This is a genomic window from Leptospira terpstrae serovar Hualin str. LT 11-33 = ATCC 700639 (assembly GCF_000332495.1).
Taxonomy (GTDB): Bacteria; Spirochaetota; Leptospiria; order Leptospirales; family Leptospiraceae; genus Leptospira_A; species Leptospira_A terpstrae.
The window spans coordinates 541,485-557,953 of the sequence record NZ_AOGW02000006.1 but is presented as its reverse complement, the minus strand read 5'-3'; the positions used below and the strand labels follow the sequence as shown (position 1 = coordinate 557,953).

Sequence of the window (16,469 nt, the reverse complement as noted above, 5' to 3'; positions counted from 1 at the left end):
TCTAGGAAAACTCCTTAAGTCAAGTCCGATTCTAGCCAATCGAAATAAACTCTTCCTTACACTTAGTTCTTGGCATTTTATTTCCAAAATTGTATTTTACCATTTATCCATGTCTCTACAACCCAAGACATACGAAGTCATTTTAGGTGATCTAAACCGTTTGGAAAAAGAGAACCAAATGTTAAAACAGACTTGTGACGATACCACATCGAAACATACGAATTTAATCCATACCCTTCAATTCACACAATTTTCCATTGATACAATTTCAGAAACCATCGTTTGGATAGATGCAGATGGAAACTTTGTTTTTGTAAATGATGCTGCTTGTAAAAACTATGGATATACGAAAGAAGAATTACTATCGATGAAAATGTTTCAAGTGGATCCGTTGTTTAGTGTGGAGCGTTGGAATGAACACTGGCAGGAAATTTTAGATCGCAAATCCTTTACGATAGAAACTATCAATCAACGAAAAGATGGAACTAGTGTTCCGATAGAAGTTACCGTAAACTTAGTAGAATATGACGGAAAACAATATAATTGTGCAATCATACGCGATATCACGGAACGAAAACTTTCTGAGGACAAACTGAAACAATCGGCAATCCGATTAGCAGAACTCAACGCAACGAAAGATAAGTTCTTTTCTATCATTGCCCATGACTTACGAGGCCCTTTAGGAACCCAACGCGAATTTACTAAAATCCTAAGTGAAAATGATTCCCATTTTTCAGAAACCGAAAGGGTACAATATTTAAAAATGTTAGAAGAATCTTCTGATTTGGTTTATTCCCTACTAGAAAACCTTTTGGACTGGTCCCGTTCTCAAAGTGGAAATATCACCTTCCAACCTATTTCAATTCTTTTTTATGATCTAGTACAGAGAGTTGTTGGACTCTTAAATCTTTCCGCTAACAAAAAGAAAGTGATCATCTCTAACCAAATTCCTAAAGGCCTAGAAATATTTGCTGATTTATTAATGATTGAAACTGTTGTTCGAAATTTAATTTCCAATGCAATCAAATTTAGTTACTCTAATCACGAAGTAACTATTGGTATTTCTAACGAATCACAAACGACTTCCCCTGTTTTTTATGTCAAAGACCAAGGTGTGGGAATGGAAAAAGAGCAGTTAAATAATCTATTTCGATTGGATAAAAAAATTTCCACTCCAGGAACAGGACAAGAATCTGGTACAGGCCTTGGGCTCATTCTTTGTAAAGAATTTTTGGAAAAACATAATGGATCTGTTTGGGTACAAAGTGAACCAAACAAAGGCTCTACTTTCTTTTTTCAATTAGGACAAACCAATATTTCCTAAATATATTTATCCTGCCTGCGGAAGATTTTCCAAATGATAAGGAACTTATCACTGTTTTTAATAGCATTTCATCGCAAAGTTCCAAAGAATTTGGTTCTAATGGTGTGAATGGTGTGAATGTTTCCGTTGTAAAAAACTTTTAATCCCGATTTCCTGTCTTATTAATAGAGACTTGAATCTCAAAGACAGGATGAGATGAAACATAAATCCATACAATACGCCCAAAAACTCGACTTCCAATGGCCCACATCGGATCCTTTTTTGTTTTGTGTCCACCATGAAGATTTTTATCCCAAAGGGAACGGAAAATTTGGCCCTGATGCCTCCTTACAAGGAAGACAAATTGGCCAAGATTTTGCAGGTAAAGATGGTTGGAGGATGTACCACGGCGAAACCATTCCTGGATTTCCAGGTCATCCTCACCGCGGATTTGAAACGGTGACTGTAGTCCAAAGAGGCCTCATTGATCATGCGGATTCCCAAGGTGCAGCAGGAAGGTATGGAGATGGTGACGTACAATGGATGACTGCCGGTGCCGGTATACAACATTCCGAAATGTTTCCTTTAGTAGACGAGACGAGCGATAATACTTTGGAACTCTTCCAAATTTGGCTCAACCTCCCTGCAAAAAATAAATTTGTAGATCCTCATTTCAAAATGTTTTGGAACGAAGACATACCCGTGAAACATGTATCTGATGCGAATGGGAAAAAAGTAAAAATTAAAACCGTCGCAGGATCTTTGTTTGGCGAAAAACCACTGGATCCTCCCCCGGATTCTTGGGCAGGAGATCCTACAAACGAAGTGGGAATTTATATTTTAGATTTAGATCCCGATGTCAGTTTTGTCATTCCAGGTAGTTCCAAAGGAAACAACAGAAACCTTTATTATTTCCGAGGCGAAGGCCTGATTTTAGATGATGTCGTTGTTCCTGGCAAACATATGTACAATCTTACATCGGATCTAGCAGTGACATTGAAGAATGGATCAGAAACGGGTCGGATTTTGATTTTAGAAGGAAAACCCATTGCAGAACCAGTGGTTCAGTATGGGCCCTTTGTTATGAACAAACAAGAAGAAATCCAACAAGCGTTTGATGATTATCGCAAAACACAGTTTGGTGGTTGGCCTTGGGATTCTTATGATCCGGTTCATGTTGGCAAAGGAAGATTTGCCAGACATGCGGATGGAAAGGAAGAAATTCCCACTTAAACCAGTGGGAATTTAAAGATTACGCCTAACGGTCTGTTAGGCAACCGGTACTTGCATCTTTTACCATTTGGATGTACTTCCAAAGGTATCCTGTAGTAATGCGGTAAGGTGGTTTTACCCATTTAGCTCTTCGTTTTTCCAATTCCTCTGCTGAGATTTTAAGTTCGAGTTGGTTTGTGCGAGCATCAATAAGAATCGTATCCCCATCTTGAACCAAAGCCAATTCCCCACCTTCGATAGCTTCTGGTGTGATATGCCCCACAACAAATCCATGGCTTCCCCCAGAAAACCGACCATCGGTAATGAGTGCTACATTATCTCCAAGGCCAGCCCCTATGATGGCAGAAGTAGGTTTTAACATCTCTGGCATTCCTGGACCCCCTTTCGGGCCCACATAACGAATCACAACCACATGGCCTGGTTTCACTTTTCCGTCACGAATTCCGGTATTTGCTTCTACTTCGGAATCAAAACAAATAGCTTTTCCTTCGAACATTTCCCCTTCGTGGCCCGTGATTTTTGCGACAGCCCCTTTTTTGGCAATGTTTCCATAAAGAACTTGGATATGGCCTTCTTTTTTTATCGGGTTACTGACAGGGCGAAGTAAGTCTTGGTCTTTGGGAAGGTCCGGAAGGCCTTCTAAGTTTTCTGCAATGGTTTTTCCAGTCACAGTCAAACAAGATCCATCAATTAAACCTTCGCTTAACATGAATTTCATGATCGCAGGTGTTCCACCTATGGCATGTAGATCTTCCATAAGATACTTTCCACTTGGTTTCATATCTGCTAGGAGTGGAGTTTTATCGGTTACTTTCTGAATTTGTTCTAAGTCGAGAGGGATTCCCATTGTTCTTGCTATTGCGATCATATGTAAGGCAGCATTTGTAGAACCACCAAGAATGGTCACTACTCGAAGGGCATTTAAAATCGATTTAGGAGTGATGATATCAGATGGTTTAATGTCCTTTTCTAAAAGATTGTACATGTACTTTCCAATATTCATACATTCTTTTTTCTTTTCTTCACTGCGAGCTGGAGAAGACGAACTATAAGGCAAACTCATTCCCATAACTTCGATGGCAGTAGCCATTGTGTTTGCCGTGTACATTCCACCACAGGCACCCGGACCTGGGCAGGAATTTTTAATCACTTCTTTAAAATCATCTTCAGTGATTTTACCGTTAATTTTTTTTCCATAAGCCTCAAAGGCTGAGACAATATTTAATTTTTCACCTTTATAGTTCCCACCGTTAATGGTTCCACCATAGACCATGATGGAAGGACGATTGAGTCTTGCCATTGCCATGATAGCTCCTGGCATATTTTTATCACAACCTGCAGTAAATAGGAGGCCGTCATAATAATGTGCACCTGCAATGGTTTCAATGGAATCGGCAATGATTTCTCGTGAAGGTAAAGAATAACGCATTCCATCATTTCCGTTTGTGATTCCATCACTCACACCAATGGTATTAAAAAGTAAACCCACCATTTGTTTTGTATCTAAAACACTTTTCTTTTGTAGGGCAGAAAGTGTGGTTAGGTGCATATTACAAGGGTTTCCATCAAATCCTGTACTTCCAATTCCGATGAAAGGTTTATTTAAATCTTCATATGGAACGCCGGAGCCAATGATCATTGCTTGAGAGGCGGGAAGGGATTCGTCTTGGGTAAGAGTGCGGCTGTATCGATTCAAAGTCATAATAATTGAATTTCCTTTGGATTAAAGACAAAATGTAAGATGCCAAGGTTAAGGAAAGCGGATTTTGGAATTAAGGATGAACGATTTCGACCAGGATTTTATTGTCAATATTTCCTTGAGCTAAATCCTTTTCCCAATCTTTAAATTCTAAATTCAAACAACTGTTAGCACGATCACGGTTGGCTTGCGGTAAAAAAGTATTGGCAGATATGGATTTCGCTGCTTTTGCAATTTTACCTCGGACAGACTCCAACCATTGGATCTCTGTAAAATTAGCTAACCTAGTTCCACTCGCTTCCTGGAATCCTTCTAATTCGCAAGTTTCCACAACTCGAAAGGTATACTGTGATTTGAAAGAATCAATGTTAGCGACAGTGGTTGCTTTGGAACTCAAAACACCAGATTGTAAAATGGATTCTTGACAATCGACAGTTCTTGATTGAATGATTCTAGCTTCGTTCAAAATGACATTCACTTCTGCTTGTGTTACAATGAGTTGGTTTACATTACAAACACCTAAAGGTCGGCGACTACAAAACTGATTGTTCGAAGTTAGGGAAGTATTTGTTTTGATACAATTGCCAGATTGGCGAACCAAATAGAAAGTTGTTAGGTAAAAAGTTTGTTTGTTTTCTTCTTCCTTTTTTACTTCTTCCCCACTCTCAAAACAAGAGGCCAAAAAAAGAATCATACTAAAGCCGAGAAGAATCTGTTTCAAAATCGCACCTCTATACCAATATTGATCAGAGGGATAATCGCCATTTTTCCGTTGGGAGTTTGGGAAATGATAAAGGGAGAATTGACTGTATCATACGTTGGTGCGGGGTTTTGATTTCTTTCGTAATTTTTAGTGTTATCAAAATCAAAACCGGCTTGGTTGCGGCGACCATAAAAGTTCACAAATTCAATGTAGGTATTGATATAACCCCAGGAATAATTTTCAATTCGGTCAATCCGCAAATCAAATTGATGAAAAGGCAAAAATCGATCGCTGTTATAATTTCCTGAATAATTGGGAAAGTATAAATTTAGTCCAAACGTTGCCGCTTGGCTTGCCCGTGTAGCACTTGTAATGGGAGTGTAAGGAGTCCCTGAAAAATAACGAAACCTTCCCCCCACCATCCATTCCTGATTGAATTTATAACCAAAAACAATATTAAGAATATGAGTTCTGTCCAAATCATACAATTGTTCTTTGTCATTATTGTAGATTACTTCAAACTGATTATCATCATAATAATTGATATAGTTAGTGCCGAATTTGGACTGAGCAAGTAGAGTTCTGGAATTGTTTAATAAAGTTCGATTTCTCGTTTCATCACTGTTCATTCGAGATTGGTTGTTGATACGTTTTGTGATGGAGTTAGTATAGGATATCCAACCAAAGAGTCCTGATTGTTCTCTTGGATCTTTTGTTTTTTTGATAAAAATTTCGATCCCTTCCGAATGACCATATCCCGCATTGGAATAATTTAAATTTTTAGGAGTGATGGGGTTGGCGAGAACTTTGGCTGTTTCATTTACAAAGATTCGAGTGTCATTGTTTAGAGCGTAGGGATCTACAATATAGGCATCCGGGACTATGATATTTTGAAAGATGTTCCTAAACCCTTCAATTTTAATTTGCCAAAGGTTTGCAAACTCCTGGCTAATCCCTACGGAATTGTGTTCCGAACGTTCCATATAGAGATTGGGATTTCCTGATTTGGCAGACAAAGCTTCCACCGAAACTGGTGCATTGTAATGAATTCCGTGCCCGGCCATAAAACCAGTCTTTGTCGATTCAAAAAGATACCCACCTGTAATCCTAGGAGCCAAGTTGGTTTCATTACTGCCAGAATAATTGTCAACTCGTGCTCCTGGTGTTAGGCGAAAACCTGCATATTTAAAAGGTAGTTCCGCATAAGCAGATTTTTCACGATACCGAACACGATCTCCGTCGATCACAGATCGAAAGGCAGCATTGGAATTTAAAAGGTCATTAAATATATTATTGAATAATCGGTTATAAGCAGAAATATTTTCGCCCTTTAAAGTAGTTTCACGAAACCTACCTTGTACACCAGCTTCTAGTTTGAGATGTTCTTCCCAAAGTTCCCATTCAAAGGCATTGTGAACATAGGTAATCGAATCAGCGGTTCTATTTTGTAATCCAAAAATATTCTCTGCAGTCAGAGGGTTAGTGAATCGAAGTTCAAAAAATTCATTAAATGATGTACGTGAATAAGATAAAGTATTTCGAAAAGTTTTCCCTTTCCATATATAACGAATGGCATCAGTGCGAAACATACGATCGAGGCCAGTTGGTGGACGTGGGTCTTGCCCTCCTCTTTCCAAATCGGCTTGTGCTTTGGTGTATGCTTGTCGATCTCTAGTTCCAAAGGTTTGTATAGTGAGTCGGTGTTCGGAATTGATATCCCAAATCAATTTCCACTGATAGTCATGGTATTCCGCATATTTGGCGTCTTCAGGTATCCCTTGCGGATAGGCCTGCAATAAAACTAAGTTAGGATAATTCTTTCGACCAGAGCTAATCATGGCAAGCCCAGGAAGGACTTTACTTTGATTATAAATATCAGATAAAAATAAATTGGTATTTATAACAGTTTTATTTTCATCAACGCGATCGGTTCCTTCGATGGCGATAATTCCCCCAGTCGCATAACCATATTTAGCTGGAAAAGCACCAGTAAATACATCAAAAGATTTAATAAGATTGTTATTGAGAACAGAAGACTGGTTTCCCAAATGGAAAGGATAAGGAAGTGGAAATCCATCAAAGTAATATTGATTTTGACGAGTTCCACCACCTCGAAGAGATAAGTCCCCTCTCTCACTATTGGAGTAAGGATTTCCAGTTAGTAAATTGGTTCCAATATTTGTAAACACAGATGGCAAAATTCCCACAGGCGCACCAATGACAACACCGGGAATGGTTTGGAGAGCCTTTAAGGAATCGCCGGACACTCCGGGAAGACGTTTGATTTCGTCTTGGACGAGTCCATATCGGGAAAGTGGAGTTTTATCTCTTTCACCACTCACTAAAATTCCCGCTAGATTGGATTCCGATATAGTAACCAAAATGATTTGGCCTTTGAAACGAACTTCTCGAAATATAGATTCCGTTCGGTCTGCGGTAGAAACTTTGATTTCATAATACCCAGGTTCGGGAAATCGAAGTTTGGCGATCCCTTCTTCATTGGATACCCCGCTGGTTTTTCCCTTTTTAGAAATTACGACAGCATTACTTACCGGTTTTCCAGAATTGGATTTCACAATTTGGAAAACAATTTCTAGATTGCCTTCTGCAAAGGTGGAACTCTGCCAGGCAAAACATATGATCAGTAGATAGATTCGTATATATTTCATTTAGGAGATGGGATCAAACTTTCAGCAATTTTATACAATTCATCCAATGACCTTCTGTCATCAAGCAACCTGTATCCTTGCAAAACCCCTTCATAAACAAAGAATAAATGTTTGGCGAGTAAACGACAATCTACTTTAGAATTTAAATGACCATTTTCAACCGACTCTTCCAAATACTCTGCCAAACAATTGATAGTTTTGTTTGCAATTTCTTCAATTTCTTTAAGTATCTCTAATTCTTGTGGAGCAATTTGTGCACGAAAGTTAGCCATACCACAACCATAAAGTTGTGATTCCCTTGCCTCTCTGGAAAGGATACGAACCCAAGCTTTTACAAAATCTAATGGTTTTGGATTTCGTTTCATTAAGGATTTAAGCAATGTTAGATTTTCTTCGGAATATAACCTAAGCACCTCCTTCCCTAACATTTCCTTGGAAGAAAAATGTTGGTATAGACTGGCTTTAACAGTTTTTGCTTCCTCTACAATTTGGTTGAGTCCTGTTTCCGAATAACCTTGTTTTAAAAAAAGATGCCGACTGACTTGGAGGAGGCGTACACGAGTTGGTTCTTTTTTCATTTCTCCCCCAAAATCGACGGTTACCGAATCTATGCAAGAATTTATACCAACTGGTCTGTATGAAAAGTTCTTGCCAATACATACCGACTGGTATGTATGTAGCCTAGGAGAAACCAAATGAACTCTGAATTGATATCCATCCACGGAAAAACAGCCACCATCACCGAAGCTTTAGAAACTAGACATAGCATTCGAGAGTATTTACCCCAACCAATTCCAGAAACAACCCTGAAGACAATTTTTGAAAAAGCTCTGCGGACACCCAGTTGGAAAAACTCACAACCATGGAAGGTTCATATTGTGAGTGGGGAAAAAAAAGACCTGTTGGCAAGAAACCTAACAAAAGCAGCTCGTGAGTCTACACCGCAGCCAGAAACAAATTGGCCAGAATCCTATCCTAGTGATGCCAAAAAACGAATGTTTGATTTGGGAATGAAAATCTACGGTGTTGCAGGGATTGATAGAAAAGATAAAGAAGCAAGAGACCAATTTATGCTTCGTAACTTTGCATTTTTTGGAGCACCTACAGCAGTTTTTATAACATCCAAATTTGATCTTAACTTTTTTGTCGGAATTGATTTGGGTTGTTTTGTTCAGTCGGTTCTGCTTTTAGCAAGAGAAGAAGGATTGGGAACTTGTCCACAAGCGGCACTTGGAGCTTTTCCGGATGTGGTTCGGGCTTCTCTTGAATTACCCAAAGAAGAAAAGGTGATCATGGGCTTAAGTATTGGATATCCAAAACCTGATTCAGATCTCAATCGTTTCCACACGCCAAGGGAATCAGCTGAAGATTTACTTCGTTTCTATTGAAAAAGAACTTCCTATTCAGAAAGATTAGTATATGATGATCCGACTATAAAAATAAAAAACAGCAGGGATATTATGTATTCTAAATCTTTCTGGAACGAACGTTATGCGAACGAGGATTATGTTTACGGCAAAGATCCAAATGATTTTTTACGCACTCGTTTGCCTAATTTAAAAAAAGGAAGAATCCTTTTTCCTTGCGAAGGAGAAGGGAGAAATGCTGTATTTGCTGCAGGCTTAGGTTGGGATGTATTTGCATTTGACCAATCCGAGGAAGGAAAACAAAAAGCAACGGCTCTTGCAAAAGAAAAAAATGTAAGTTTTCATTACGAAATTTCTGATGCATTGAATTATCCTTACGCTCCGGAGCAAATGGATATGGTTGCTTTGATTTATTGTCACTTTCACAAATCAATTCGAACTACCATTCATAGAAATTGTGTTCGGACTTTAAAAACTGGTGGAATTTTGTTATTAGAAGCATTCTCCCCTGACCAACTACAATATACTTCAGGTGGTCCGAAAGATCCGGATATGTTAAGTAATCTAAAAGATTTGCGTATGGACTTTTCAGAAATGAACGTAGAATACGAAGAGGCTTTAGAGATTGAACTAAACGAAAGTCCGTTCCATAGAGGAAAGGCTGCCATTGTCCGCCTTGTTTTACGAAAAATCTAAGTTAGTTTTTTCTTTCAAGTTTCGAAATCCGTGATTCTCTTTCTTCGGAAGAAGAAGGAGAAATAGTTTCATGAAGTTTTTCATTTCGTTATCAATCGTAACAGGATTCTTTTTACAATGTTCCTTCGGTCAAAAAGTAAAGTATGCAGAACTGAAACAGTCTTATCCCAAAGTCAATTGGGAAGCTCGTAGAACAGAAGCGGTCAAACTCCTATCAGATCTATTAAAGATCCCTTCTGTTCGTGGAAATGAAATCCAGGTTGCAAAATACATCCAAGGAGTTCTGGCTAAAGAAGGAATCCCTTCTCGTTTTGTCTTTGTTCCCAAATACCCAACAAGACCCAATTTGATAGCAGAATTACCTGCTACAGTGCAAAATCCAGAATCAGGAATCATCCTCGCAAACCATTTAGATACAGTAGAATTTGATACTAAAGAATGGAAGTTGCCTCCTCTATCGGGAACAGTGAGTGAAGGTCGTGTTTGGGGGCGTGGTGCGATTGATATGAAAGGAATGGCCGTTATGGAATTAATCGCTTTTCTTGAGATCAAACGATCGGGAATTCCAAGAACTAGAAAGATCATGTATTTGGCTCTTGCAGACGAAGAATCAGGATCTGTGTTAGGTGGAAAATACATGACTTCAAAACAAAAACAAGTTTTTGAAGGATATGAATACGCTATCAATGAAGGCGGAGTGGCGACAAGGGACATCGTGATTCCTGGTGCGACCATCTTTAACATTCAGTATGCGGAAAAAGGAAACATCTGGTTACGTGCGAAAATCACAGGAACGAGTGGACACGGATCTTCTCCACCACCTCAATATCCTGCGTTATCCCTAATCCAATTTTTTAATGAAGTAAGAGAACTGGAATCTGATATTCGTATAACTTCAGAAACTGATGCATTTTTTTATCAACTAGGAACTATCAGCTCTTTTCCTAATTCATTTTTTTTGAAGAATGCCAGAAACCCTTTGATCAAACCCTTATTGCACGGAACCATTCGAAGTAACCGCCACCTAACGGCTATGACAACTAATACGAAATCAATCACTGGGTTTCGCACGACAGAAGGGGAAGGGGGAGAGAATGTAATTGCAGGAGAGGCTTCAGGAAGATTGGATATCCGCACACTTCCCGGTGTTGACATTGAGGAATTTGCCAAAAAAGTTAAATCCATCGCGGAGAAATACAAAGCAGAAATTACTTTTACCGATATCAATCCAACGGATGTATCTCCTATCAACACGCGTTTTTTTAGTACATTGGCAGCAGTGTCCGTAAATAAATTTCCGAATAGTACAGTGACTCCCTTTCTTTCGCCAGGGAAAACGGATAATTCCTATTTAAGACGAGTAGGAATCAAAGCCTATGGTTTGATTCCCGCAGTTCTCAAATCGGAAGATATTGATGGAATGCATGGAAAGAATGAAAACATGACTATTGATAACTTGGAACTCGGAACAAAAATACTTTTTGAAACTTTAGTGGAGATGAATCAGTAGAAGAGAAAAAGATTTGCAGAAACTATATGTAAGCTTTTCAATTTCTGCAAATCATATCTACTGGTATTTCAAAAGCTTATGTGGCGAAGGTCGAGCTCGAGATTGTCCCGAAGCGATGCGTTAATGATCAATAGACGCATAACCGCTACTTAAGTTGGATTTCCTATTTTCGAGAAGACAAATAGTTTAAAATCCCCTCTTCTCCCCGTTCCTCGGCAAGCTCCAGAACACTAATGCCTCCCACCGTTTTCACTTTTGTCTCTGCTCCAGCAGTCACTAAAAGTTTGACTAAATCCAAATTGCCACGGTAGACAGCTCGGTAAAGGGCTGTCTCACCGGTGGTGTTCCGTAAGTTGACATTGGCACCTTTATGGATCAAAAATTTTACAATTGCTAACTCTTCTTCATCCACTGCTTTGATAAGCGCGGAATTGCCTAAGGAATCCTTTGCATTGATGGAAACTCCTTCGGCCAAAAGGTCTTTTACTAATTCTAAGTTACCTTTTTCCACTGCCTGGAAAAGACGAAGTTCCCGACTCATGGGAGCTTTCACTACAGTTTCATCTTCGATACAGGAAAGATTGACTCCAACCAGTAGCGAAAAAATTGTAATGAAAAGGAATTTAGTTAAAAATCGACTGGATAGAAATTGTAACATCGGTTTTAGTCTAATGGTTTAGCCATGAAACGTCGATCCATTTTTCCAAACAGTTTCCAGTTCCTCTCCATTTTAGGTGTGAGCCTTTCTTTGGCGTCTTGTATCTCAATCATAAGTCCAGGAGAGGTAGGACTGATGTGGCGGCCGTATAGCACGGGGCTCAGCCAAAAGCCACTCGAATCCAGAGTGCAAACCTACATGCCTTGGAATAGCGTTTATGTCTACTCCATCCAATGGAGTAGCTACCAAGAAAAGGTAGAGGTTCTAACTCGCGATGATTTAACAATCACTGTAAGTGCGGCGATCATTATACGACCGATCCAAAATGAAATCTATGAATTGCAAATGGAAATAGGAAGGGACTACTATGAAAAGGTGGTCAAACCTCAATTTCGAACTGCCATTCGAAATATTCTTTCTGCTTACAATATGGTTTCTATTTCCAAAGAAACACCAAATGTTTCTTCACAAATTAAAAAATCTCTTACTGAAAAGTTAAAAGACAAACATGTCGAAATTGATGATGTAATTATTGATGATGTAGAGTATAGTCCTTCGATTTTGAAAGCGATTGAAAGCAAACTCACTAAACAACAAGAACAAGAACAAATGAAGTTCGAAATCAATATTGCCAAACGAGATGCGGAAATCCAACAAATAAGTGCCGATGGTAGAGCCAAGGCTGTACTCATTGAGGCCGAAGCACAAGCGAAAGCGCAAAAGATGATTTCGGAATCATTGACACCAAGATACATTCAATTGAAGGCAATGGAAAATCCGAATAACAAATTGATTTTTGTTCCCAATGGGAAGGATGGATTGCCTATCATCGTGAATGCAGATGGGAAGTAGGAATGGAGTCAGAAAATCTATTTTAGAGAATTTTATATACTAATTCAAAAGTAAAAATTTCAATTTTTTTCTAAAATGTTTTGAACAGAAATATTTTTAAGAACTGAGAGCTATCAAACTCTGAATGCAAAGTTTGATAGCTCTTAAACTATATCTTATAGATTAATTAGAACTTATAACCCATTGACATCGAGAAAGAAACCCCTTCCCGATAGGAGCGGAAAAGTTTTTCTTCGTTGAGTAATTCATCCTTCACATAGATTCTAAATCTTTGATCTGTTACGTTTTTTGCTGCAAATTTGAAATCCAATTTATCGTCCATCTTATGGGAGAAGACAATGTCTGTTAATCCAACACCGCGTTCATAAGCATCTGGAGTTCCGTTCGCACCAACAACAAAGATCCTATCCCCGAAGTAGTTGTAATATAAACCAATTGTAGTTGTTTTTAGTTTATTCAAATACACATCAAACTTCAAGTTTGCTACGAAGTCAGACTGTCCTTGTAATGGTCGTCGAATGTTTGTGGGATCGTAAGAAAAACTTCTATCGATAGGATCTAACAATCCTGCCTTCGAAATTGTATATTGTTCCCAAGACACAACATTTACAAGAGATTTGATAAAGAACACATTGGTTTCAAATCGGAATTTATCAAAAAATTCTCTTCGGAAATCCAACTCTACACCACGGATAGTTGCACGATTCGCATTCGCATAAGTGAAAAAAGGTGAAATTTGACCAGCGACTGGCTGTCCAATCAACTCAATCGGATTGGAGAGGTCTTTATGAAATACACCAGCCCCCACATAGTTTGCTCCACCCATAAAGTATTCATATCGAAAGTCAAAGTTATGAATGTAAGTTCTTTGGAGATTTGGATTTCCTCGGATTCTATCTCCACCGAAATAAGGAGTAAATGCAAATGGAGACATTTCTCTGAAATCAGGTCTTGTTAGTGTTTGAGTATACCCAAATCTTAAATTTTGATCTTGAAGAAATTCATAAACAAAATTAACACTAGGCAAAATATCTTTAGTTCTAATTTCACCAACACCGTTATTATCAGCAGAACAAATATTATTTTTTACTAATAGAATTCGCTCTCCTTCAGATCCTGTATCACAACCATAACCTGGTCGTCTTACATCGAATTGTTCCTTTAGAACAAATGTTTTAACCTTTTGGTAGGAGTCTTCATACCTTGCTCCCCCAATAAACCTAAACTTAGGGAATAATGGGACATCAAATTGAGAAAAATAAGAGTGTAACTTTTGATATGCGTCATACGCATTCGGTTCCACTTGTCTTTCGGAAAAAGTTCTATTTGCAAGACCTGTACTATTTGTTCGCAAAAATTCTAAGGGATTATAAACAATTTCTCCTGGCACTGGGTATAAGTCGGTGGTCGTAGTTCCTATGTTAGATTTGGATCCAAATTCTCTAAAGGTAAATGATTTGAAGCGATCCAAGGCGGAACCTCCAAACTTAAAGGAAGACTTAAGTCCGTTCCATTGGTCAAATGGGATTTCATAAGCCACACTAAAACTTCTAACAGTATCATTAGAGGTGGAGTAGAACCTTGAACCATCAGGGTTATTTCCTAATCTTGTGGGAACAGTCGTTACAGGACTTGTTGAAGACCTTCGCCAAACCTGTTGTGTCAAATTCGGCTCATCTCTTTTCGCTTCTCCATAATTGACTTGCCAATCAAGTGTATGAGGTCTACTTAAAGAACCTAAATTGACCGCATGTTTACCGCCAAAACTTGAATTAAACAATTGTCTGCTAATGAAGTCGTTAGTTTGAGAGAAGAATTGAAAGTTATCAATATTATTAGTTCCGACTGATTCCCTAACTGATTTCTCTGAAGATACTGAATAGAAATTCTTTAAGAAGAATTGTTGGCCACTCATTGGTTCATAGGCAAAGTTTAAATTGTTTCCGAATAAACGATCTTCGACATAGATATCTGCATCTTGCGTCTGCAAAGGAGAGACCGTTGTTAAATCTTTAACTGCTAGAGAAACTGGGTTTCCGGGAATATATCTTACGTCTTTTTGCCGTCTGAAACGATAGTCAACAGAATGAGTAGTACCAAATATAACTCCTAGTCTTTGTCCTGATTCTGTTAACTTAAAAGTATTTCCAACAGTTAAGTTAAAGTTTTTATCATATGGTGCTTTTGTAGTGTCTGGTGTCCATTGTGAAGGAAAAGAAGTAGCACCAATATTGATGAGTGTAGGATTAATTCCACCGAAACGACTTCCTGGCTCAAAAGGTAGAAAATCAGGAACAGCTTTGACTGCAGAAGGCAGCTCCTGGTTAGAAGTTGGTCTTCCAAAAAAATCTCCACCATCAAAGGTTTGCCATTTTTTTCTCGTTGTGTTTCCGTTATAACCAACGCCAAAACCAACTTTCATCGTAAATTCATCAGGATATTCTTTTGTTTCAATTTTAACAAGTCCTCCAGAGAACTCTGCTGACTCTTCTGGTACAAAAGTTTTGATTACTCGAATGTTCTTGATTAAATTTGCTGGAAACAAATCTAAAGGTACAACCCTTTTGTCAGGTTCTGTAGAAGGTATATATGCATCGTTTAAATATGTGGAAGAATATCTTTCACCCAAGCCTCGAACAAAGACATACTTACCACCAATCAATGTAATCCCAGTGACCCTTTTAATCACATCACCGGCCGATGAATCTGGTGATTTTTTAATTGATTCAGCTCCGATAGCATCTGAAACTGTTGCCGATTTTTTCTGTACTTGTAGTAAGGAAGCATCTGATTCATTGATCGCACGATCTTTCACTTCAACAGTTTGTAACACTTGAGCACCAAATGTTACATTCATTTGGCTCGGTTTTCCAGAACCTACAACGATTGTTCGGTTTTGTGGACCATATCCATACATTTGATACTCCACTTGGTAGGTTCCAGGAGGAAGTTCTAAAATATACTTTCCATCAAAATCAGTTTTAGCGAATTTTTTTTCAGATCTTACAACGATAGTAGCACCGAATACCGGCTCTCCGTTTTCTGAATCAATGATAGTTCCTCGAATCGATCCATTACTTTGCGCTAGAATGCCAAAAGAAGTAAATAGTATCAGTGCAGGGAGAATGATTATCTTCTTAATTAAGTTCATAAATTCCTTCAGAGCCAAGCTTATAGAATTTACGTGTACGTAAATGAAAAGGGGATTAGATTGAGTTACGATTACGTGAACTAATTATTACAAAACGATTACAATTTTAAGGACCAACAACCCCGACTTTGTATCCAGATGTAGTTTGGAAGACCATTTTAATTTGGTGAATAGAGAAAGATTTTCCCATAATTTTAATTTTTATATTACTAGGTTTATAACCTCTTAAATTTCCATATATTCTTGGTTTTTCCCAATCTATGCTTTCAATTTTAAAAGTCTTTCCTGAAAGAAGTTTGCTTAGATCTGCAAATGCAATTTCTTCACGACTTTCTAATACTTTCCTATATTCAGTTAGAGGAGTTGTGTCAAGTAATGTCCCTGCTCCTTTTATGTTTGGAAAAATTATGGTTAGTTTTTCTTCCCAACTAACATAAAAAGATGTTGCCTTACTATTTTTAGAAACTTCGTATAGAAAGTTTTCGATTGCTAGTTCTTTGGTCTTTGATGCAACAGACCATTCTTTTGGATTTAAGCGATAGAAATCAAATTGTTTGTGGTCTTGTTCGACTCTAAGAATGACTTTTTTATTTTCTTCTTCCATTTGATCGCGCCAATTGTCTCGATC

Annotated in this window: 13 protein-coding genes; 6 read left to right on the top strand and 7 right to left on the bottom strand. The window is 38.2% G+C overall.

The genetic code is table 11. The annotated features are described in order from the left end of the window. The first annotated feature begins 109 nt into the window (after positions 1 to 109). A complete protein-coding gene (locus LEP1GSC203_RS04600; protein WP_039937130.1) occupies positions 110 to 1,324 on the top strand; it encodes a PAS domain-containing sensor histidine kinase in 1,215 nt (404 codons plus the stop codon). 195 nt (positions 1,325 to 1,519) lie between these two features. Further along, positions 1,520 to 2,536 (top strand): pirin family protein, encoded by a 1,017-nt coding sequence (locus tag LEP1GSC203_RS04595; protein WP_002972310.1) that lies wholly within the window; start codon positions 1,520 to 1,522, stop codon positions 2,534 to 2,536. 25 nt (positions 2,537 to 2,561) lie between these two features. Here LEP1GSC203_RS04595 and ilvD read toward each other — a convergent pair whose 3' ends face one another. The 4 genes from ilvD to LEP1GSC203_RS04575 form a co-directional block, all read right to left on the bottom strand. Then, complete coding sequence (gene ilvD, locus LEP1GSC203_RS04590) at positions 2,562 to 4,238, bottom strand: dihydroxy-acid dehydratase (RefSeq protein ID WP_002972162.1); 1,677 nt, start codon at positions 4,236 to 4,238, stop codon at positions 2,562 to 2,564. A 70-nt stretch (positions 4,239 to 4,308) separates the two neighbouring features. Further along, positions 4,309 to 4,956 carry a hypothetical protein gene (locus LEP1GSC203_RS04585; RefSeq protein WP_002972148.1) on the bottom strand — a complete coding sequence of 216 codons (648 nt, stop codon included), beginning with the start codon at positions 4,954 to 4,956 and terminating at the stop codon, positions 4,309 to 4,311. Next, positions 4,953 to 7,607, bottom strand: coding sequence for a TonB-dependent receptor plug domain-containing protein (locus tag LEP1GSC203_RS04580; protein ID WP_039937128.1), 2,655 nt, complete (start codon positions 7,605 to 7,607; stop codon positions 4,953 to 4,955). Before LEP1GSC203_RS04580 ends, LEP1GSC203_RS04585 begins: the two co-directional genes overlap by 4 nt. After that, entirely contained in the window at positions 7,604 to 8,185 is a 582-nt protein-coding gene (locus LEP1GSC203_RS04575) for a TetR/AcrR family transcriptional regulator (protein WP_002972736.1), read from the bottom strand. Before LEP1GSC203_RS04575 ends, LEP1GSC203_RS04580 begins: the two co-directional genes overlap by 4 nt. 117 nt (positions 8,186 to 8,302) lie before the next feature. Between LEP1GSC203_RS04575 and LEP1GSC203_RS04570 the strand changes: the two genes are divergently transcribed. From LEP1GSC203_RS04570 to LEP1GSC203_RS04560, 3 genes are all read left to right on the top strand, one after another. Then, positions 8,303 to 8,995 (top strand): nitroreductase, encoded by a 693-nt coding sequence (locus tag LEP1GSC203_RS04570; protein WP_002972797.1) that lies wholly within the window; start codon positions 8,303 to 8,305, stop codon positions 8,993 to 8,995. A 72-nt stretch (positions 8,996 to 9,067) separates the two neighbouring features. Beyond that, the gene (locus LEP1GSC203_RS04565) at positions 9,068 to 9,670 is read left to right on the top strand and encodes a class I SAM-dependent methyltransferase (protein WP_002972327.1); all 603 of its coding nucleotides are present in this window, start codon (positions 9,068 to 9,070) and stop codon (positions 9,668 to 9,670) included. A gap of 70 nt (positions 9,671 to 9,740) precedes the next feature. Further along, on the top strand, positions 9,741 to 11,180 hold the full coding sequence (locus LEP1GSC203_RS04560; protein WP_002972460.1) for a M20/M25/M40 family metallo-hydrolase: 1,440 nt from the start codon (positions 9,741 to 9,743) through the stop codon (positions 11,178 to 11,180). Positions 11,181 to 11,343: 163 nt separating this feature from the next. On the opposite strand, the gene LEP1GSC203_RS04555 is transcribed toward LEP1GSC203_RS04560, so the two are convergent. Then, the gene (locus LEP1GSC203_RS04555; RefSeq protein WP_002972681.1) at positions 11,344 to 11,838 is read right to left on the bottom strand and encodes an ankyrin repeat domain-containing protein; all 495 of its coding nucleotides are present in this window, start codon (positions 11,836 to 11,838) and stop codon (positions 11,344 to 11,346) included. 24 nt (positions 11,839 to 11,862) lie between these two features. On the opposite strand from LEP1GSC203_RS04555, the gene LEP1GSC203_RS04550 reads away from it, so the two are divergent. Then, entirely contained in the window at positions 11,863 to 12,690 is an 828-nt protein-coding gene (locus tag LEP1GSC203_RS04550; RefSeq protein ID WP_002972189.1) for a prohibitin family protein, read from the top strand. A 166-nt stretch (positions 12,691 to 12,856) separates the two neighbouring features. Here LEP1GSC203_RS04550 and LEP1GSC203_RS04545 read toward each other — a convergent pair whose 3' ends face one another. Both LEP1GSC203_RS04545 and LEP1GSC203_RS04540 read right to left on the bottom strand, forming a co-directional pair. Next, the gene (locus tag LEP1GSC203_RS04545; protein ID WP_002972223.1) at positions 12,857 to 15,841 is read right to left on the bottom strand and encodes a TonB-dependent receptor domain-containing protein; all 2,985 of its coding nucleotides are present in this window, start codon (positions 15,839 to 15,841) and stop codon (positions 12,857 to 12,859) included. Positions 15,842 to 15,947: 106 nt separating this feature from the next. Further along, the gene (locus LEP1GSC203_RS04540) at positions 15,948 to 16,445 is read right to left on the bottom strand and encodes a hypothetical protein (protein WP_232225774.1); all 498 of its coding nucleotides are present in this window, start codon (positions 16,443 to 16,445) and stop codon (positions 15,948 to 15,950) included. Positions 16,446 to 16,469: the final 24 nt, after the last annotated feature.